This is a genomic window from Methylobacterium aquaticum (assembly GCF_001043915.1).
GTDB lineage: Bacteria > Pseudomonadota > Alphaproteobacteria > Rhizobiales > Beijerinckiaceae > Methylobacterium > Methylobacterium aquaticum.
This window is the reverse complement of record NZ_LABX01000167.1, coordinates 1-19,574: the sequence shown is the minus strand read 5'-3', so window position 1 is coordinate 19,574 and position 19,574 is coordinate 1. Positions and strand designations below refer to the sequence as shown.

Sequence of the window (19,574 nt, the reverse complement as noted above, 5' to 3'; positions counted from 1 at the left end):
AAAGCTGAAGCGATTCCCCTGGCTCCCCATATCGACGTCGCAGGAACGGACCCACCGACGCAGACGGAAACTCAGGTTGACTGGTGGGGGAAGTAGGACTCGAACCTACGAAGGCATAGCCAGCGGATTTACAGTCCGCCCCCTTTGCCGCTCGGGACATTCCCCCACGCTGCCGTCACCGGCAGGGGCCGCCTGTCGGCGACGGGGCCCTTATGGTGGGGTGGTCGGAGGGTGTCAAGCCGCGATCCGTGGCCGGCTCACCGGAGCCGTTTCAGCTCGCTTCCGCGACGTCGCACAGGCGCAGCTCGACCCGGTCAGCCCCGCGCCAGCGGTCGCGCGACAGGGTGCCGGCGGCATGGACGTCGCGGCCGATATGCGAGAGCAGCAGCCGCCCGACCGGCGATTCCGCCGCCCGGAACGCGATCGCCCCGACTGCGACGCCGTCCCGCCCGCGCAGCTGCGCCTTGACGTGGCCGGTGCCGACCACCCGGGCATCGGCGACGCGGTGGCGGGCCAGCGCGAAGACCGGCTCCGGCGCGCCCTGACCGAACGGCCCGGCCCGCTCGACGGCCTCCGCCAGGTCCGGCTGCACGCCGCCGGCGGAGACGAGGCCGTCGATCAGCAGGGCCTCACCGAGGCGCGCCTCGGCCACCGAGGCGGCGAGATCGCCCGACAGGGCGTCGCGGAAGCGGTCGAGGTCGAGGGCGGCCAGCGTCACGCCCGCCGCCATGGCGTGGCCGCCGCCCTTGGCGGCGAGCCCCGTCTCGACGCAGGCCCGGACCGCCCGGCCGAGATCGGCCCCGGGGATCGAACGGCCGGACCCCGTGGCGGTGCCGTCCTCGCGCAGCGCGAAGGCGAAGGCCGGGCGGCCGAAGCGCTCCTTGAGCCGCGCCGCGATCAGCCCGACCACGCCGGGATGCCAGTCGGGGCTGCCGGCGACGAGGACCGGCTGGTCCGGATCCCGCTCCAGGCGCATCCCCATCTCGGCCTCGGCCTCGGCCACCGCGGCGGCCTCGATCGCCTGGCGCTCGCGGTTGAGGGCATCGAGCTGCGCGGCGATGCCGGCGGCCTCGATCGGGTCCTCGCAGAGCATCAGGCGGGCACCGAGGGTCGAATCGCCGATGCGCCCGCCGGCATTGATGCGGGGCCCGAGCAGGAAGCCGAGATGCCACGCCTGCGGCGCCTCCGACAGGCCGGCGGCATCCAGGAGGGCGGCGAGTCCACGCCGGCCGCGGCCGCGCATCACCGCGAGGCCCTGGCGCACGAAGGCGCGGTTGAGCCCGTGCAGCGGCACCACGTCGGCCACGGTGGCGAGCGCCACGAGATCGAGCCCGGCCATGAGGTCGGGAATGGCGAGGCCGTCGCGGCGCAGACGCCGGTTGAGTGCCACCAGCGTCAGGAAGACCACGCCGGCGGCGCAGAGATGGCCGAGGCCCGACAGGTCGTCGAGGCGGTTCGGGTTGACGACGGCGCGGGCCGGTGGAAGCACCTCGGGCGCGCCGTGATGATCGAGCACCACCACGTCCATGCCGAGACGGCCGGCCTCGGCGAGCGGCGCGTGCCCGGCCGTGCCGCAATCGACGGTGACGAGGAGGGTGGCGCCGTCCTCGGCCAGCATCCTGACGGCCGCGACGTTGGGGCCGTACCCTTCCGTGATGCGGTCGGGGATGTGGAGCCGGTAGGGCACGCCGAGATCGCGGAGTGCGCTTGCCAGGAGCGCGGCGCTCGCCGCCCCGTCGACGTCGTAATCGCCGAAGATCGCGACCGTCTCGCGCTTCAGGATCGCGCTTGCCAGACGGTCGGCCGCCGCCTCCATGTCGACGAGCACCGCGGGGTCGGGCAGGAGATCGCGCAGGCGCGGCTCCAGGAAGCCCGGCACGGCGTGCAGGTCGACCCCGCGGCCGGCCAGCACCCGGGCCAGCACCTCCGGCAGGCCGTGCCCCTGCGCGATGGCGACCGCGAGGCTCTGCGCCTGCGCCGAGGCGCAGCGCTCGTGCCAGGGCCGCCCGAGCGCGGAGCGGTGAACGTCGAGGAGGGGGCGGGGCAGGTCGAGGAGCGTGGACACCCGCGGAGTGTAGCGGGATTCGCGGATGCGCGCTGCCGCAGCCGGGCGACACCTGTGGGCGGGGTGATGATGCGCGCGTCCCTTGAACGCGAAAAGCGGGGCACGAGGCCCCGCTTCCGACGTCGGGACCGAAGCCCCGTATCGTTCCGCCCCAGGCGGGGCGGCGCGTCAGAGGTTCTTGACGATCTCGTCGACGACCTTCTTGGCGTCGCCGAACAGCATCATGGTGTTGTCGCGGAAGAACACCTCGTTCTCGACGCCGGCATAGCCAGAGCCCATGCCGCGCTTGATGAACAGCACGGTCTTGGCCCGCTCCACGTCGAGGATCGGCATGCCGTAGATCGGCGATTGCGGATCGGTCTTGGCCGCCGGGTTGGTGACGTCGTTGGCACCGATCACGAAGGCCACGTCGGCCTGCGGGAATTCGCCGTTGATGTCCTCCAACTCGTGCACCTCGTCGTAGGGAACGTTGGCCTCGGCGAGGAGCACGTTCATGTGGCCCGGCATGCGGCCCGCCACCGGATGGATGGCGTACTTGATGTCGACGCCGGCCTTCTTCAGCTGGTCGGCCATCTCGCGCAAGCTGTGCTGGGCCTGCGCCACCGCCATGCCGTAGCCCGGCACGATGATGACCTTCTCGGCGTTCTTCATGATGAACGCCGCGTCGTCGGCCGAGCCCTGCTTGACCGGCCGGGTCTCGACCTGGCCGCCACCGCCGGCCGCGGCGGAATCGCCGCCGAAGCCGCCGAGGATCACCGAGATGAACGAGCGGTTCATCGCGTGGCACATGATGTAGGACAGGATCGCGCCCGAGGAGCCGACCAGCGCGCCCGGGATGATCAGCGCGAGGTTGCCGAGGGTGAAGCCGATGCCGGCCGCCGCCCATCCCGAATAGGAGTTGAGCATCGAGACCACGACCGGCATGTCCGCGCCGCCGATCGGGATGATCAAGAGGCCGCCGAGCACGAAGGACAGGATCACGATCAGCCAGAACACCGCCTTGCTCTCGCCGCCGATGAAGACGGCGAGCAGCGTCACCAGGACGATGGCGAGCACGATGTTGATGGCGTGGCGCTGCGGCAGCATGATCGGCTTGCCCGACATGCGCCCGTCGAGCTTGAGGAACGCGATCACCGAGCCGGTGAAGGTGATGGCGCCGATGGCGACGCCCAGCCCCATCTCGAACAGCGACTGCTTGTGGATGTGGCCGTTCTCGAGGATGCCGAAAGCCTGCGGCGCGTAGAGGGCGCCGGCCGCCGCCGCGACCGCCGCGAGGCCGACGAGGGAGTGGAAGGCCGCGACGAGCTGCGGCATCGCCGTCATCGGCACGCGCTTGGCGATCACCGCGCCGATGCCGCCGCCGATGCCGAGGCCGAGCAGCACCAGGAACCATGCCCCGGCGCCGGACGGCGCATGGCCGACCAGCGTCGTCAGGATGGCGATGCCCATGCCGATCATGCCGTACAGGTTGCCCTGCCGGGAGGTGGTCGGGTGGGATAGGCCCCGCAGCGCCAGGATGAACAGGACGCCGGAGACGAGATAGAGGAGCGAGGAGACGTTCTCCGACATCGCCTCAGACCTTCTTCTTGTACATGCTGAGCATGCGCTGGGTGACGAGGAAGCCGCCGAAGATGTTCACGCTGGCGAAGACCAGGCCGATGAACCCGAAGAAGCGGGCCCAGCCCGTGCCCTTCTCGATCAGCGGAACGCCGACGGCGAGCAGCGCGCCGACCACGATCACCGAGGAGATCGCGTTGGTGACGGACATCAGCGGGGTGTGGAGGGCCGGGGTCACCGACCAGACCACGTAATAGCCGACGAAGATCGCCAGCACGAAGATGGCGAGGCGGAACACGGTCGGGTCGATGGCGCCGTGGGTCACGGCGGCGACGCCGTGGGCGAGGCCGTCGGCGATCGCCTGGGCCTGGGCGGCGGCGCCGGTCGCGGCATCCGCGGAGATGCGGGCGGCGGCGGCGGCGGCCCGTGCCTGCTCGGCCGCCTGGTCGGGAGTGAGAGTGGCCATGGGGATCTCCGGCGGGCTTAAGCCGCCTTGGGCTGGAAGTTCGGGTGGACGACGGCGCCGTCGCGGGTTAGGCAGGTCGCCTTGACCAACTCGTCGTCCCACTTCACCGCCAGCGCCTTCGCGGCCTTGTCGACCAGGGTCTCGACGAAGGCGTAGAGGTTGCGGGCGTAGAGGCTCGACGAGGTGGCGGCGAGACGGCCCGGCACGTTGGCATAGCCGACGATCTTCACGCCGTTCTCGGTCTCGACGATCTCGTCCGCCTTGACGCCCTCGACGTTGCCGCCGCGCTCGACCGCGAGGTCGACCAGGACCGAGCCCGGCCGCATCGCCGCCACCATGTCGGCGGTGACGAGCCTCGGCGCCGGTCGTCCCGGGATCAGCGCGGTGGTGACCACGATGTCCTGCTTGGCGATGTGGCTCGCCACCAGCTCGGCCTGCTTCTTCTTGTACTCGGCCGACATCTCCTTGGCGTAGCCGCCGGCGGTCTCGGCCTGCTTGAACTCGTCGTCCTCGACGGCGACGAACTTGGCGCCGAGCGACTCGACCTGCTCCTTGGCGGCGGGCCGCACGTCGGTGGCGGTCACCACCGCGCCGAGGCGGCGGGCGGTCGCGATGGCTTGCAGCCCGGCGACGCCGGCGCCCATCACGAAGATGCGGGCCGCCGGCACGGTGCCGGCCGCGGTCATCATCATCGGGAGCGCCCGGCCGTAGACGGCGGCGCCGTCCACCACCGCGCGGTAGCCCGCGAGGTTGGCCTGGCTCGACAGCACGTCCATCACCTGGGCGCGGGTGATGCGGGGCATCAGCTCCATGGCGATCGCCGAGATGCCGGCCTCCGCCATCGCCTTCACCTCGGCCTCGTGGCCGTAGGGATCCATGATCGCGATCACGATCGCGCCGCGCTTGAGCGCGGGCAGCTCGTCGGCACCGGGACGGCGAACGCGCAGGACGATGTCCGCCCCGTCGGCCGCGGTCCTGGCGTCGGCCGCGATCGAGGCGCCGGCGGCCTCGTACTCGGCATCCGGCACGCCGGCTTTCAGCCCCGCCCCGGCCTGCACCGCCACCTCGGCCCCGAGAGCCTTGTATTTCTTCACCGTTTCCGGGACTGCCGCGACCCGCGGCTCCGCCGGATCGGTCTCGGATAGGACCGCGATCCGCATTCAGACTTCCTTTGGTCGATACACGGCGCGATGCGCCGATCCCCCCTATAGGGCGGCATGTACAAGGGCATGCCTGCCCCGCAACTGTAAAGCCGTTCCCTGTCACCAGGGAACGGCTTCCGTTACGAATTTTTAACGATTAAGTCACGCACGATTTGTCGGGCGTGACAGGGGACGGGGCGGTCGGGCCGCCCGCGCCCTCAATAGAAGGCCAGCATGAGGGCGAGCAGGAACGCCACCGCCGCCGGGGCGCGCCAGCCGATGGAGGGGGAGAGGGCACCGATCGCCCCAGCGACGCCGCCCAGCACCACGCCGATGATGGCGGAGACCCAGGCTTCACGCACGCCGCCGACGGCGAGCGACAGCACCCAGCAGATCACCACGCCGGTGGCGATCTCGACGAAGGTGACGAAGCCCCGATAGGTCGCCTCGTGCGACGGGCCGTCCATCTCCGGGCGGTAGGCGGAGTCGGTGGCGTGTGTGATGTCGGCCATGATGCGGTAGACCCCGTCTTGTGCTCGTTAGGCCGGGCTTTAGCGCATGCCCAAGGTCCCGGCAATCAGTCGCAGCCCAAGCCGCGCCCGGGCCGCGGGCCCGGCCGGCCGCGCTGCAACTCCCTGTCGATGCTTGCGTCTTCGGCCCGGGCAGCGCCCCGCACCGGCCGCCGCTTCCCCTGTCGGCCGAAGGTCGAAGTGCGAATCCGCACCTTTTTGCGGTTAGACGCCGGTCCGGTGCCCGGCGCGTCAGGCCGGCTGCGGCAGTCCCGCCTTCTCCAGGGCCGCGTGCTGGCGGGCCGCGAGGTCGTCGAGGGAGAAGCGGTCGATCTGGGCCTCGAACAGGCGATGGTAGTTCAGCTCCGAGCGCAGGTGCAGGAACACCGCGCCGAGGCCCACCGCTGCCCGGTCCATGAACACGAATTCCCGCGGCACCGTCACGGGCCCACGCTCCTTCAAGGCGCGGTGGACCTCGAAAGCCTGGCGGCGGCCGTACTCGCTCGGCTTGACGCCGTCCGCCACCGTGCGGACCCGGTCCTCGAGCAGCGGCCCGTAGATGAAGCGGGCCCAGATGTTGAGGGTGTCGACGAGATCGCGGCTGAGATTGCGGAACCCCCAGACCTCGTAGGCATGGACGATGCGCGCCTGATCGTCGTGCAGCAGCCCCTTGTAGAGATCGACCACGCCGCCGACGAAGCGGGGATGGAAGATGCGGATGCAACCGTAATCGAGCAGGTTGATGCCGCGCGGCTCAGCCCCTTCGGAGAAGACCGTGTAGTTGCCGAGATGCGGATCGCCGTGGATCACCGCGGCGCGGCTGAAGGGATGCCACCACGCCTGGAACATCGCGTGGGCGAGGCGGTTGCGCAGCTCCAGCGGCCCGCCCGTGAAGGTCAGGATCTTCTCGCCCTCAAGCCAGCCCTGGGTCAGCAGGCGCTTGGTGGACAGGTCGGGATGGACGACCGGGACCCGCACCGTCTCCACGCCCTGGAGCACGTCGGCATAGAGCGCGGCGTTCCTGGCCTCGCGGGTATAGTCGAGTTCCTCGCGCACCCGCTCGCCGATCTCCTTGGCGATCTCGCGGGTGTCGATCACCGCGCTGATGCGCCGGTGCAGGGCGAAGGCGAGTTCGAGCTGCTTCAGGTCCGCCTCGACGGCGGATTGCATGTCCGGGTATTGCAGCTTGCAGGCGAGGGGGGCGCCGTCCAGGCTCTCGGCCCGGTGGACCTGGCCGAGGGAGGCCGCTGCCGCCGGGCGCAAGGAGAACTGGCCGAAGCGGTCCGTCCACTGGGGGCCCAGCTCGGCGGCCATGCGGCGCTTGACGAAGGCGGCGCCCATCGGCGGCGCCTCGGATTGCAGCTTCTGCAACTCGGCGGCGTATTCGGGCGGCAGCAGGTCCGGCACGGTGGCGAGAAGCTGGGCCACCTTCATGATCGGACCCTTCAGGCCGCCCAGAGCCTGGGCCAGGGCGGCGGCGCTCGTCATGTCCTCGCGGCCGAAGAGCCGCGCGCCGGCCATCCGGGCGGCGACGCCGCCCACATTGGCGCCGACCTTGGCGTAGCGGGCGGCGCGGGCGGAGAAGCGATTGGCTTCGCTGTCGGACGCGGACATGCGGAACGAGGCTCTGGCGAGGATGCGCGCGGGACCCGCGCGCCGGTCTTGAGCCCTAGATATGCCCGGGCGCCGGTGCCGCCAGGGTGACCGGACAGCGCGGGCGTGCGCCGCCTCAGGTCTGCCGGAGCGCCGCGCGCAGGACCCGCACCATCTCCTCGACGGCGCCGTCCTGGTCCTTGGCGTGAACCGCATAGTCGACGGACGCATCGAGATGGGTGCTGATGAGTTGAAGCACCGCCTCGCGCACCGCTGCCGTGATGGCGTTCATCTGCTGTACCTCATCGAGGCAATAGCGGTCCTCCTGCACCATCGCCTGGAGGCCGCGCACCTGGCCCTCGATGCGCTTGAGGCGCTGGAGAATAGGTTTTTTCTCCTCATCCGTGCGTCGGATCTGGAGGCGCCCGTCGACGTATTGGTAATCCATGCTGTGCCTTCCCCGACCGTGGGTCCGCCTCGTCCGGGGGGCTCGGGCGGCCCGGGCGACGTCGGGTCTGGTGATCGAATGCCGCCCTATCCCTAAGGAACGGCAACCGATCTCCCATCCGGGGCGCGCAGGTCAAGCTCAATCTTGGCGCATGACCTGCACGCCTTGGCGCCGGTTGGCCTATTTCTTGCTGTTGGTGATCGGGGCCGTCGTCATCTGCTCCTTCTGGGCGCCCGAATCGGGCCGTGCGGGCCCCAGCACCGGCTCCTCGCCGAGGGGCTCGAAAGCCCGGAAGTGGAACTGTCCCTTGCCGTCGATCGACGGGCCTTCCGCGTAACGGCCGGGCGGCACGGGCGTGCCGTTGCGCTCGGTGCCCATGAACATGTAGCTGAACTCGCCCGCCTCCTTCGACGGGTCGAAGCTGTTGGGCACCGGCAGCGCGTCTTTCAGGCCGCCCATGTCCTCGATGATCGCCAGCCATTGCTGCTGGTGCATCGTATCGCGGGCGATCAGGAAGCTGAGCATGTCCTGCATGCCCTTGTCGTTGGTGGAGTTGTAGAGCCGCACCGCCAGCGTCCGCCCGGTCGCTTCCGCGGCGACGTTGCAGAACATATCGCCGACGAGATTGCCGCTGGCATAGACGTGCGAGCAGTCGAACGGCACGCCGTCGCAATCGGCCGGCAAGGCCGCCATGCCGGTGGAGAGCAGGTGGCGCTGGAGCATGCCCTCGACCACGTGCCGGGGCCGCTCGCCACCCATCACCGCCCCGACGATCGGGTTGGCCTGGGCGGTGGTCTCCTGGAGCGTCGCCGGCGCGTCCTCGAGGTTGAGGGCCACCGCCGTCGACAGCATCTCGATGTGGCCCATCTCCTCGGTGGCGGTGTTGAGCAGCACGTCGCGGTACTTGGTCGTCGGCCCGCGGGCGCCCCATGCCTGGAAGAAGTATTGCAGGCAGACGCGGATCTCGCCCTCGATGCCGCCGATCGCCTGCTGGAGCTGGCGGGCGAACAGGGGATCGGGCGTCTCGACCTTGACCGGATACTGAAGGCGCTTGTCGTGATAGTACATTGGGGTCTCCTGACCGGGTGTCTCGGTGATCCCGGGCGCGACGCGCCGCTGGCGCCATCCTGAGTTAGTTATACTCAGTATGGGTATCGGAATCGCGGACCAACGCCCTGTCGGTGGGGTGGTTCGAGCGTGGCGGGCAGGATTTTCGCGGGAGGCGGAGGGGCCGGGGCGACGCGCGGGGAGTGCGGCGCATCGCTGCGTCCCGCGACGCGATGCCGGTCCCGCGATTGCCGGAGCGGCGCCCCGCATCATTCGCCGCCGACGGGCCACACGGCGTTCGAAGCGGCGCCGGCCCGTCTCCCGCTCCCCTACGAAGCCCAGCCTCTGCGAGCGGCAGGCGACGTCGGGCAAACCCGACGTCTCACGGCAAGGGGCGCCGCGTGCTGCGAACCGCCGGTTCGCCGCCAGGGTGAGGGGCGTTTCCGGAGGCCTACTCGTGGAGACCCCGTCGCCGTCGCTTCGGCTGCGCTTGTGCGCGCCGTGCCTCCGAACCGCGAGCGGATCTTCGATCGTCAGGCGCTCTCCCGCCCGCAGGACGAGGGAGCTGCCTCCGCCACTCCTGTCCCGTGCACCGTCACCGGCCCGTGGGGAGAGGAGGGAGCCTGCCGGTCTCTCGACGCCAGATCGGATGACACGACACGCGACAAAACCGGGCCCTGGCTCACGCCGATCCCGGTCTCACGCAATGGACGACGACGACAACCAAACAGAGGTTTGGTGGAGCTGAGGGGATTCGAACCCCTGACCTCCGCAGTGCGATTGCGGCGCTCTCCCATCTGAGCTACAGCCCCGCCGTCAGCGGGCATATGTCATATCGCCGAAGCGATGTCACTACCCGGTGGCTCCGTGCCACCGCCTCCTTACACCCTGCCAACCCTGCGTTAACCACGCCGGAGTGGCCTGGTGGAGCTGAGGGGATTCGAACCCCTGACCTCCGCAGTGCGATTGCGGCGCTCTCCCATCTGAGCTACAGCCCCGTCCGAGGCGGGTGCCTTGTAGGCCGGCCCTTCTCAGCCTGTCAATTCCCTTGGTGGGCCCGCCGCGCCGCGATCGCGCGCGGGTCCCCGGGCTCGCACGGACCGCGCATGCGCTCGATTCTCTGGCTCATCGACAACATCATCACGCTCTACGTGTACCTGCTCATCGCCAGCGCCGTGCTGAGCTGGCTGGTGACCTTCAACGTGGTCAACGTGCGCAACCCGATCGTGTCGCAGATCGGGGAGTTCCTCTACCGGGTGACCGACCCGGCCCTGCGGCCGATCCGCCGCATCCTGCCGAATCTCGGCGGCATCGACATCTCGCCGATCATCCTGGTCCTCGGCCTGTTCTTCCTGCGCAACCTGATGTTCGAGCTGTTCGCCGGCCTGGCGTAGCAGGCCCGCCGTGACCGCCCGGCCCTGGCGGATCACCCCGGAGGGGATCGAGGTCCGCGTGCGGGCCACCCCGCGGGGCGGGCGCGACGCCCTCGACGGCATCGAGACCCGGGACGACGGTGCTGCCGTGCTGAAGGTGCGGGTGCGGGCGGCGCCGGAGGACGGCGCCGCCAATGCGGCGGTGCGGGACGTGCTGCGGCGCGCCCTCGGCCTCCCGGCCTCCGCGGTGGCGCTCACCACCGGGGCCACCGCGCGGATCAAGCAGTTCCGGATCGCTGGCGACGGGCCGGCTCTGGCCGCGCGGCTCGACGGCCTGACGGAGACGCCGTCCAAGGGCGGGGCTTGACCGCGGGGCGGGGCTGCCCCTCAAATCGCCGGACATGGCCTGCTCCGGCTGGCCCACACCCACCACAAGCCATGGAGACGCCTGCCGGGCGCGCGACGTCGCCCGGCGGGCTCTCGCACGAGAGCCGCCGGGCTCGACGAGGGGCGACGATGAAGACCAATCCGGGCCGTTTCTTCGAGGATTTCCGCCTCGGGGAGACCATCCGACACGCCACGCCGCGCACGGTCACCACCGGTGACGTGGCGCTGTACACCGCGCTTTACGGTCCGCGCTTTGCGGTGCAATCCTCCGACGCCTTCGCGGCGGCCTTCGGTTACGCCCGGGCGCCCCTCGACGACCTGCTGGTGTTCCACATCGTATTCGGCAAGACGGTGCCGGACATCTCGCTCAACGCGGTCGCCAATCTCGGCTACGCGGAAGGCCGCTTCCTGCGTCCGGTCTATCCGGGCGAGACGCTGAATTCGGTCTCGGAGGTGATCGGCCTCAAGGAAAGCTCGAACCGCCAGACCGGCGTGGTCTATGTCCGCTCGACCGGCTACGACGCGCAGGGCGGGGCGGTGCTGAGCTATTGCCGCTGGGTGCTGGTGCGCAAGCGCGACCCCGAGGCCGCGATCACCGACGAGGCGGTGCCGACCCTCGCCAAGGCGGTGGCGCCGGAGGACCTGGCCGCCGCCCTGCCGCCCCTGAATCCGCACGGCTACGATCTCGGCCTCGCCGGCAGCCCGCACCGCTTCGGTGACTACCAGGCGGGCGAGCGCATCGACCATGTCGACGGCATGACCGTCGAGGAGGCCGAGCACCAGATCGCCACCCGGCTTTTTCAGAACACCGCCAAGGTCCATTTCGACGGCTTTGCGGCCAAGGACACCCGCTTCGGCAAGAGGCTGATCTATGGCGGCCACGTCATCTCGCTCGCCCGGGCCCTGAGCTTCAACGGGCTGGGCAACGCCTTCTCGATCGCCGGCATCAATGCCGGGCGCCACGTTGCGCCGCTGTTTGCCGGCGACACGGTCTATGCCTGGAGCGAGGTCGTGGCGGTCGCCGAGCTGCCCGGGCGCCAGGATGTCGGGGCGTTGCGCCTGCGCACGATCGCGACCAAGAACCAGCCCTGCACCGCCCATCCGGACAAGGCCGGCGACGCGACCGATCCGGCGGTGATCCTCGACCTCGATTACTGGGCGCTGATGCCCCGCTGAGCGGTGCATCGCGGGCGCCGCCCGGGCGGCGCCCGCGATGAAACGCTGTCGTGGCCCCGCGCCTGCGACCGTGATGTCCCGGCCGCGCAAAACATCCGCTCAGGATGGCCGGAACGATTGGGCAATGATGTCGTATCCCTAACGTAACGTATCATTCATCGGTCGATCGTATCGTCTTTTAAGGAACGACCGGACGACGACCCCATGCTGACGCGGTTCTCACGCAAAGACGGATTTCTCGAACTGCTCGCGACGCGTGCCGGCGTCGGCCTGTGGGAGGTGATCCCATACCGGGGTGACCTCACGCATCCCAAGACCAAGGTGACCTGGACGCCGGAGTTCCGGCGCGTCGTGGGTTATACGACGGCCGAATCGTATCCGGACAAGCTGGAATCGTGGTCGAGCCGTATCTATCCCGACGACTTCGACTCTATCATGAGCGCCTTCGCGGCGGCCATCAAAGACGTGAAGAACCAGGGCGCCTACGATGTCAAGTACCGGATCGTGATGCCGGATGGGACGCCGCGTTGGTTCCGGGCGACCGGCGGCGCCTCCTGCGACGCGAATGGCGTTCCACTGCGGATCTGCGGCTCGCTGGTCGACATCCAGGCCGAGATGGACATCAAGGCTAAGGACGAGGCGCGGGCCCGGCGCATCGACGAGATGGTCGCCGGCTTCGCCCGGGACTCCTCGGCCCTGTTCGAGAGTCTGGCGCACGCTGCCGCCGAGATGCAGGCGGCGGCTGCCGCGATGGCCGGGACCGCCGACCAGACCAGCGCCCGCTCGAACGCGGTGGCGCATTCCGCCATGCACACCTCCACCAATATCGGCACGGTGGCGGCGGCGTCCGAGGAGCTGGGCAGCTCGGTCACCGAGATCGGCCGACAGGTCCAGGGCTCGGCGGCCCTGGCCGAGGCGGCAGTGGTCGAGGCCGACGGCACCGCGCGCCTGGTGCAGGAACTGAGCGGTGCGGTGAGCAAGATCGGCGACGTGGTGAGCCTGATCTCGTCGATTGCCGGGCAGACCAACCTTCTGGCGCTGAACGCCACGATCGAGGCGGCCCGGGCCGGGGAGGCGGGGCGCGGCTTCGCGGTCGTCGCAGCGGAAGTCAAGGAGCTCGCCAACCAGACCGCCAAGGCGACCGAGGAGATCTCCTCGCAGATCACCCGGATCCAGGATTCGACCGCGCAGGCAGTGTCGGCGATCGGCGGCTTCGGGGCGCGGATCCGCGAGATCAGCAGCGTGACGACGGCGATCGCCGCGGCGGTCGAGGAGCAGAACGCCGCGACCCAGGAGATCGTCCGCAACGTCTCGCAGGCCGCCTCCGGCGCCGGCGAGGTGATGAGCGGGACCGCCAGCGTGTCGGCTTCCGCCGAGGAGACCGGCAAGACCGCCGCGCGGGTGATCGCCGCCTCGGCCGGTCTGACGGACCGTTCGCGCGCGCTGGGCGCGCAGACGGACGCCTTCCTCAAGACCGTCCGGGCGGCCTGACCCGGATCGGATCGATTTGCCGCTCAGGCGGCGGTCCGGGCGGCGGTGAAGCGGCGGAACGCCTCCAGGGTCTCGCCGCTGACATGGTGCTCGATCCCCTCGGCGTCGCAGCGCGCGACGTCCGGGCTGACGCCGAGCGCCAGCAGGAACGACTCGACGATGCGGTGGCGCTCCCGCGCCTCCGCGGCCAATGTCCGCCCGGCCTCGGTGAGGAAGACGCCCCGGTAGGGCCGCTGCTGCACCAGCCCGTCCTCGGCCAGGCGCTTGAGCATCTTGGCCACTGTCGGCTGGGCCACCCCGAGGCGGGCCGCGATGTCGACCTGGCGCGCCTCGCCGCCATCGCCGATCAGGTCGGCGATCAGCTCGACGTAATCCTCCACCAGTTCGAGCCGGCGCGCCTCGCGCACCTGCCGGAAGCCGGCGGAATGCGCCTCGGCATCGACCAGGGCGGCGGGCTCGTGCGGGCGATCGGTGTCCTGCATGGGGTGGGGTCGTCCGCCTCGTTCATTCGCTCGGGGTGACGGCAGTCTTACCCGAGGACGGGCCGGGTGTGCAGGGGCCCCGGGACCTCGCGTCGTCCGGTTCCCCGGTCGTTCAGCCGGCCGGTGCCCGCAGATGGGCGACGAAGTCCTGGGCGAAGGGAGGCAGGACGGCGAGGTCGCGCAGGCAGATCGTCAGGTCGCGCACGGCCCAGGGATCCTCCAGGGCCACGATGGCGATGGCCATGGTGCGGGCGGCCCGGCGCGCCGTCGTCTCCGGCACGATGCCGAGGCCGACCCGGCACTCGACCAGGCGGCAGACCGCATCGAAGCCGCGCAGTTGCACCCGCAGGCGCAGGGGCTGGCCGCTGCGCCCGGCCTTCCCGGCGAGAAAGCGCGTCAGAGCGCTCGCCCGATCGAGCCCGACGAGATCGTGGCCGAGCACCTCGGCGAAGGGCACCGAGGCCCGTGCCGCCAGAGGATGGCCCTGCGCCACCACCAGCACGAACCGGTCGCGGCGGAACGGATGGGTTTCGAGGCTGCCGGTCTCGACCGTGCCGGCGACCAGGCCGAGATCCGCCGCGCCCTCGGCGACGAGCCCGACGATCTCGTCCGACAGGCGCTCCTCGATGTCGACGCTGACGCCCGGATGGACGGCGAGATAGGCCGAGAGCACCTCGGGCAGGAACTCGGTGAGCGCGTTGGTGTTGGACAGGACCCGGATCTGCCCCGCCGCTCCCCCCGCGAAGGCCGCGAGATCGCCTTGCAGCCGCTCGACATTGCCGAGGATCTGACGGGCATGGGCCAGCAGCGTGCGCCCGGCCGGGGTCGGGGTGACCCCGAGCCGCGCCCGGGTGAGGAGGGCGGCGCCCAGCGACGCCTCCATGCTGCGGATGCGGTGGCTCGCCGCGGCGAGCGCGAGGTTCGCCCGGTTCGCCCCATGAGTGATCGAGCCGGCCTCGACGACGTGGCGGAACAGGCTGAGATCGACGAGATCGAAATGCATGGGCGGCGCCTCCCCGGGCGGTCGACGGCATGTCTCCGGCCGATCGTTTCGCCGGCCACGAAGGTAGATCGGCCCGGTCCACGATGACCAGGGGCGCGCCCAGCCTTCGCGGATGGCGAAGCCTGGGTCAACGAGAACCGCATTGCGAATTGGACGCGTTCCAGGGAGACAGGCGGACGCGTCTGTCACCGGCCTGGACCGAGGGCCACGTTGCGCTTGCGGGACGGAGCCGGTAGGTCACCCAGTTTAGAGCCGGTACAGGCCAGGAATTTCCGAGGATCACCATGGCGGACACCGCAAGGCCCACCAATCCCGCCGGCAGACCGGTCGTGCGACCGCTCTCGCCCCATCTCCAGATCTACCGCTGGACCTGGACCATGGCGATGTCGGTGGCCCACCGCATCACCGGCGTTGCGCTCTACGGCGGCACGGCGCTCCTCGCCCTCTGGCTCGTGGCGCTGGCCGCCGGTCCCGGCGCCTACGGCCCGGTGGCGTGGTTCTTCGGCTCGTTCCTCGGGCGGCTGATCCTGTTCGTCTATTCCTGGATCTTGCTCCACCACATGCTCGGCGGCATCCGCCACCTTGTCTGGGATTTCGGCCACGGCATGGAGCCCGGCACCCGCATCGCGATGGCGCGCTTCACCCTGATCGGCTCGACCGCCCTGACGGTGCTGGTCTGGCTCGTCGCCCTCGTGGCGCGCTGACAAGGACGACGAACGATGGTCGACAACCGCCCCGACATCCGCCCCTCGATCCGCACGGCGCGCGCCCGCGTCAGCGGCCTGGGCGCTGCCCATCACGGCACCCGCGAGTGGTGGATGCACCGCGTCACCGCGGTCGCGAACGTGCCCCTCGTCCTCGCCTTCGTGGTGATCGTCGCCCTGATGGCCGGCCGGCCCTACCCGGAAGCGGTCGCACTGGTGTCGCACCCGCTGGTGGCGATCCTGCTCATCCTCGGCGTTCTGTCCGTCACCAACCACATGCGGATGGGCTTGCAGATCGTCATCGAGGACTATGTCCACGACAAGGGCCTGCGCATCGCCGCTGTCATCGCCAACAATTTCTACTGCGTCGTCGTCGCGGTCGCCTGCCTCTACGCCATCGTGCGCGTGAGCCTGCGGGCCCTCGCGTAACGACCGACCGCGTCACGCCAGAACGGGAACCTCGCCCATGGCCTCCACCGCTTCCGCCGCGCCGGCCCAGAACGGCAAGGCGTACACCATCATCGACCACAGCTTCGACGTCGTGATCGTCGGCGCCGGCGGCGCGGGCCTGCGCGCCACGGTCGGCTGCTCGCAGGCGGGCCTGCGCACCGCCTGCATCACCAAGGTGTTCCCGACCCGCTCGCACACCGTGGCGGCGCAGGGCGGCATCTCGGCCTCGCTCGGCAATATGGGCCCGGACGACTGGCGCTGGCACATGTACGACACCGTGAAGGGGTCGGACTGGCTCGGTGACCAGGACGCGATCGAGTATCTGGTGCGCAACGCTCCCGCCGCGGTCTACGAGCTGGAGCATTGGGGCGTGCCGTTCTCGCGCACCGCCGAGGGCAAGATCTACCAGCGCCCGTTCGGCGGCATGACCACCGATTACGGCAAGGGCACCGCCCAGCGCACCTGCGCGGCGGCCGACCGGACCGGGCATGCCATGCTGCACACCCTCTACGGCCAGGCCGTGAAGGCGCAGACCAACTTCTTCATCGAGTATTTCGCCCTCGACCTGATCATGGACGAGGAGGGCCGCTGCCGCGGCGTCATCGCCATCGACCAGGCGACCGGCGAGATCCACCGCTTCCGCGCCGCCATGACGGTGCTGGCCACCGGCGGCTACGGCCGGGCCTATTTCTCGGCGACCTCGGCCCATACCTGCACCGGCGACGGCAACGCCATGGTGCTGCGGGCCGGCCTCGCGCTCGAGGACATGGAGTTCGTCCAGTTCCACCCGACCGGCATCTATGGTGCGGGCTGCCTCATCACCGAGGGCTCGCGCGGCGAGGGCGGCTACCTCACCAATTCCGAGGGTGAGCGCTTCATGGAGCGCTACGCCCCCTCGGCCAAGGACCTCGCCTCGCGCGACGTGGTCTCGCGCTCCATGACCATGGAGATCCGCGCCGGCCGCGGCGTCGGCAAGAACAAGGATCACATCTTCCTCCACCTCGACCACCTCGACCCGAAGATCCTGCACGAGCGCCTGCCCGGCATCTCGGAGAGCGCGAAGATCTTCGCCGGCGTCGACGTGACCAAGGAGCCGATCCCGGTCATCCCGACCGTCCACTACAACATGGGCGGCATCCCGACGAACTATCACGGCGAGGTGCTGACCCTGAAGAACGGCAACCCTGACCACGTCGTGCCGGGGCTGATGGCGATCGGCGAGGCGGCCTGCGTTTCGGTCCACGGCGCCAACCGGCTGGGCTCGAACTCGCTCATCGACCTCGTGGTGTTCGGCCGGGCCGCCGGCCTGCGCTGCGCCGAGACGGTGGAGAAGGGCGGCCGCCTGCCGGAGCTGCCGAAGGATTCCGCCGACAAGGCCCTCGGCCGTCTCGACAAGTTCCGCTACGCCAATGGCGGCACGCCGACCGCGGAGCTGCGCCTCGAGATGCAGAAGACGATGCAGAACAACTGCGCCGTGTTCCGCACCGGCGAGGTGCTGGAGGAGGGCAAGGGCCTGATCCACAAGGTTTGGGCCGGCGCCGAGGACGTGAAGGTGACCGACCGCTCGCTGGTCTGGAACACCGATCTCCTGGAGACCCTGGAATTCGACAACCTGATCGGTCAGGCCGTCGTCACCATGGAATCCGCCGCCAACCGCACCGAATCCCGCGGCGCACATGCCCGCGAGGACTTCCCGGACCGCGACGACAAGCAGTGGATGAAGCACACGCTCGCCTGGCTCGATCCCGACGCCCGCAAGGTCGCGATCGATTACCGGCCGGTCCACACCTACACGATGTCGAACGACATCGCGTATATCGAGCCGAAGGCCCGCGTGTACTGAGGCCGGCGATAACGCCGACTTGGAGGGATCGATGACCGAGTTCCCCCGTATCACCCGCGACCCGGCCGTCATGGCCGGGAAAGCCTGCATCCGCGGCAAGCGGGTGACGGTCGCAATGATCCTGGGGAATCTCGGCGAGGGCGTCAGCATCGACGAGTTGCTGGCGGCCTATCCCTACCTCGACCGCGAGGATGTCCTCGAAGCTCTGCGTTACGCGGCCTGGATGGCGCAGGAGCGTGAGATCGCTCTCGAGCCGGCGGCGTGAGGATCGTGGTCGACATGAACCTCACTCCCACCTGGGTCCCGTACCTCCAGAGCCTGGGGCACGACGCGATCCACTGGTCGGAGGTCGGAGCCGAGGACGCGCCCGACACCGCCATCATCGATTGGGCGCGGGCCTCCGGTCGCGCCGTCATGACGGCCGATCTCGATTTCGGGATCGCCCTGGCACGGTCGGATGCGACCGCGCCGAGCGTCATCCAGCTCCGCACGGGATCCACGCTGCCCGGGCGCGTCGGCCCCCTCGTCGCGCGATCGATCGACGGGGCGCGGGCGGACCTGCTCTCCGGAGTCCTCCTCACCATCGAGACCGGACGGGTACGGCTTCGTCCCCTCGGGCTCGACCGCACCGATCAGGCATAGACAGATGGCCCAGTTCAACCTCCCCAAAAACTCCCAGTACACCGAGGGCAAGACCTGGCCGAAGCCGGCCGGGGCCAAGATCCTCCAGGAGTTCCGCATCTATCGCTGGAACCAGGACGACGGCGCCAACCCGCGGATCGACACCTACTATGTCGACCGCGACGATTGCGGCCCGATGGTTCTCGACGCGCTGCTCTGGATCAAGAACAAGATCGATCCGACCCTGACCTTCCGGCGCTCGTGCCGCGAGGGCATCTGCGGCTCCTGCGCCATGAACATCATGGGGCAGAACACGCTCGCCTGCACGCTGGGCATCGACGATTGCAAGTCGAACCAGGTCAAGATCTATCCGCTGCCGCACATGCCGGTGCTGAAGGATCTGGTGCCGGACCTGACCGCGTTCTTCGCCCAGCACGCGGCGATCGAGCCGTGGCTCCAGACCGAGACGCCCTCGCCCGAGAAGGAGTGGCGCCAGACGCCCGAGGACCGCGCGCGGCTCGACGGGCTCTACGAGTGCATCCTGTGCGCCTGCTGCACCACCTCCTGCCCGAGCTACTGGTGGAACGGCGACCGCTTCCTCGGTCCGGCGGCCCTGCTCCAGGCGTATCGCTGGCTGATCGACAGCCGCGACGAGAATACCGGCGAGCGCCTCGACGGCCTGCACGACCCGTTCCGGCTCTATCGCTGCCACACCATCATGAACTGCGCCAATACCTGCCCGAAGGGCCTGAACCCGGCCAAGGCCATCGCCGAGATCAAGAAGATGATGGTGGCGCGCGAGGTCTGATCCGCTCCGGGCGCCGTGTGGGGTGGCCGACTGGGTCCTGCCGGCCACACCCCTCTGAAAAGGCGCCTTCGGGCGCCTTTGTCGTTGGGGAAACCCCTGCACGCGCCCTCGCGGGATCGTATTTGCCGGGCACAACCGATCCTCGAAGAACGGCCGCCGCCGGCCAGACCGGGGCTCCATGCAGGACCCCTCGATCAGGACCCCTCGATGCCGCGTCAGATCCTCTGCACCGTCGCCGCCCTGGCCCTCGCCGTGAGCGCCGGCGCCTGCTCATCGTCGCGCTTCGATGCCGGGCTCAACGCCTCGGCCCGGCCCGCAGCCCGTCCGGCCCGGCCGCTGCCGCCCGAGGAGCCGGATCTCGGCCCCGGCCTGTCCTCCGGCCCGGTCACCTCGGCCCCCCTGGCGCCGC

General features: G+C 69.9%; 20 protein-coding genes, 3 tRNA genes and 1 pseudogene. 11 read left to right on the top strand and 13 right to left on the bottom strand.

Translation table 11 applies throughout. From position 1 onward, the window contains the following. Positions 1–81: 81 nt before the first annotated feature. From VP06_RS21050 to VP06_RS21000, 11 genes are all read right to left on the bottom strand, one after another. Positions 82–166 (bottom strand) — tRNA-Tyr (locus VP06_RS21050). A gap of 105 nt (positions 167–271) precedes the next feature. Continuing rightward, the gene (gene recJ, locus VP06_RS21045) at positions 272–2,065 is read right to left on the bottom strand and encodes a single-stranded-DNA-specific exonuclease RecJ (protein WP_048465742.1); all 1,794 of its coding nucleotides are present in this window, start codon (positions 2,063–2,065) and stop codon (positions 272–274) included. 168 nt (positions 2,066–2,233) lie between these two features. Continuing rightward, positions 2,234–3,634 carry an NAD(P)(+) transhydrogenase (Re/Si-specific) subunit beta gene (locus tag VP06_RS21040; RefSeq protein WP_048465741.1) on the bottom strand — a complete coding sequence of 467 codons (1,401 nt, stop codon included), beginning with the start codon at positions 3,632–3,634 and terminating at the stop codon, positions 2,234–2,236. Between the two features lie 4 nt (positions 3,635–3,638). Next, complete coding sequence (locus VP06_RS21035) at positions 3,639–4,088, bottom strand: proton-translocating transhydrogenase family protein (protein WP_048465740.1); 450 nt, start codon at positions 4,086–4,088, stop codon at positions 3,639–3,641. 17 nt (positions 4,089–4,105) lie between these two features. Then, the gene (locus VP06_RS21030; protein WP_048465739.1) at positions 4,106–5,248 is read right to left on the bottom strand and encodes a Re/Si-specific NAD(P)(+) transhydrogenase subunit alpha; all 1,143 of its coding nucleotides are present in this window, start codon (positions 5,246–5,248) and stop codon (positions 4,106–4,108) included. A gap of 200 nt (positions 5,249–5,448) precedes the next feature. Next, a complete protein-coding gene (locus tag VP06_RS21025; RefSeq protein WP_048465738.1) occupies positions 5,449–5,742 on the bottom strand; it encodes an aa3-type cytochrome c oxidase subunit IV in 294 nt (97 codons plus the stop codon). A gap of 249 nt (positions 5,743–5,991) precedes the next feature. Next, positions 5,992–7,353 carry an ABC1 kinase family protein gene (locus VP06_RS21020; RefSeq protein ID WP_048465737.1) on the bottom strand — a complete coding sequence of 454 codons (1,362 nt, stop codon included), beginning with the start codon at positions 7,351–7,353 and terminating at the stop codon, positions 5,992–5,994. A 115-nt stretch (positions 7,354–7,468) separates the two neighbouring features. Beyond that, positions 7,469–7,780 (bottom strand): metal-sensitive transcriptional regulator, encoded by a 312-nt coding sequence (locus VP06_RS21015; RefSeq protein WP_048465736.1) that lies wholly within the window; start codon positions 7,778–7,780, stop codon positions 7,469–7,471. Between the two features lie 180 nt (positions 7,781–7,960). Further along, positions 7,961–8,848, bottom strand: coding sequence for a manganese catalase family protein (locus VP06_RS21010; protein WP_048465735.1), 888 nt, complete (start codon positions 8,846–8,848; stop codon positions 7,961–7,963). Positions 8,849–9,563: 715 nt separating this feature from the next. Next, positions 9,564–9,639 (bottom strand) — tRNA-Ala (locus VP06_RS21005). 110 nt (positions 9,640–9,749) lie between these two features. Continuing rightward, positions 9,750–9,825: transfer RNA gene (locus tag VP06_RS21000), tRNA-Ala, on the bottom strand. 108 nt (positions 9,826–9,933) lie between these two features. Between VP06_RS21000 and VP06_RS20995 the strand changes: the two genes are divergently transcribed. The 4 genes from VP06_RS20995 (at position 9,934) to VP06_RS38780 (ending at position 13,254) form a co-directional block, all read left to right on the top strand. Then, positions 9,934–10,221, top strand: coding sequence for a YggT family protein (locus VP06_RS20995; RefSeq protein WP_048465734.1), 288 nt, complete (start codon positions 9,934–9,936; stop codon positions 10,219–10,221). Between the two features lie 10 nt (positions 10,222–10,231). Next, positions 10,232–10,567 carry a DUF167 family protein gene (locus tag VP06_RS20990; RefSeq protein ID WP_048465733.1) on the top strand — a complete coding sequence of 112 codons (336 nt, stop codon included), beginning with the start codon at positions 10,232–10,234 and terminating at the stop codon, positions 10,565–10,567. A gap of 149 nt (positions 10,568–10,716) precedes the next feature. After that, complete coding sequence (locus VP06_RS20985) at positions 10,717–11,763, top strand: MaoC family dehydratase (protein WP_048465732.1); 1,047 nt, start codon at positions 10,717–10,719, stop codon at positions 11,761–11,763. Between the two features lie 204 nt (positions 11,764–11,967). Continuing rightward, positions 11,968–13,254 (top strand): methyl-accepting chemotaxis protein, encoded by a 1,287-nt coding sequence (locus VP06_RS38780; RefSeq protein ID WP_048465731.1) that lies wholly within the window; start codon positions 11,968–11,970, stop codon positions 13,252–13,254. A 23-nt stretch (positions 13,255–13,277) separates the two neighbouring features. Here VP06_RS38780 and mntR read toward each other — a convergent pair whose 3' ends face one another. Next, positions 13,278–13,736: a manganese-binding transcriptional regulator MntR gene (mntR, locus tag VP06_RS20975; protein ID WP_048465730.1), complete on the bottom strand. Its 459-nt coding sequence runs from the start codon at positions 13,734–13,736 to the stop codon at positions 13,278–13,280. Between the two features lie 112 nt (positions 13,737–13,848). Further along, entirely contained in the window at positions 13,849–14,739 is an 891-nt protein-coding gene (locus VP06_RS20970; RefSeq protein WP_048465729.1) for a LysR family transcriptional regulator, read from the bottom strand. A 284-nt stretch (positions 14,740–15,023) separates the two neighbouring features. On the opposite strand from VP06_RS20970, the gene sdhC reads away from it, so the two are divergent. The 7 genes and pseudogenes from sdhC to VP06_RS20935 all read left to right on the top strand — a co-directional run. Further along, on the top strand, positions 15,024–15,443 hold the full coding sequence (gene sdhC, locus VP06_RS20965) for a succinate dehydrogenase, cytochrome b556 subunit (protein WP_048465728.1): 420 nt from the start codon (positions 15,024–15,026) through the stop codon (positions 15,441–15,443). A 15-nt stretch (positions 15,444–15,458) separates the two neighbouring features. Then, a complete protein-coding gene (gene sdhD, locus VP06_RS20960; RefSeq protein ID WP_048465727.1) occupies positions 15,459–15,872 on the top strand; it encodes a succinate dehydrogenase, hydrophobic membrane anchor protein in 414 nt (137 codons plus the stop codon). Positions 15,873–15,909: 37 nt separating this feature from the next. Continuing rightward, entirely contained in the window at positions 15,910–17,736 is a 1,827-nt protein-coding gene (gene sdhA, locus VP06_RS20955; RefSeq protein ID WP_048465726.1) for a succinate dehydrogenase flavoprotein subunit, read from the top strand. A gap of 31 nt (positions 17,737–17,767) precedes the next feature. Further along, the gene (locus tag VP06_RS20950) at positions 17,768–18,001 is read left to right on the top strand and encodes a DUF433 domain-containing protein (RefSeq protein WP_048465725.1); all 234 of its coding nucleotides are present in this window, start codon (positions 17,768–17,770) and stop codon (positions 17,999–18,001) included. After that, on the top strand, positions 17,998–18,378 hold the full coding sequence (locus VP06_RS20945) for a DUF5615 family PIN-like protein (protein ID WP_048465724.1): 381 nt from the start codon (positions 17,998–18,000) through the stop codon (positions 18,376–18,378). The genes VP06_RS20950 and VP06_RS20945 overlap by 4 nt, the downstream gene beginning before the upstream one ends. A gap of 4 nt (positions 18,379–18,382) precedes the next feature. Then, the gene (locus tag VP06_RS20940; protein WP_048465723.1) at positions 18,383–19,165 is read left to right on the top strand and encodes a succinate dehydrogenase iron-sulfur subunit; all 783 of its coding nucleotides are present in this window, start codon (positions 18,383–18,385) and stop codon (positions 19,163–19,165) included. A gap of 207 nt (positions 19,166–19,372) precedes the next feature. Next, positions 19,373–19,574 (top strand): annotated as a pseudogene (locus tag VP06_RS20935) (AprI/Inh family metalloprotease inhibitor); the annotation flags it as partial.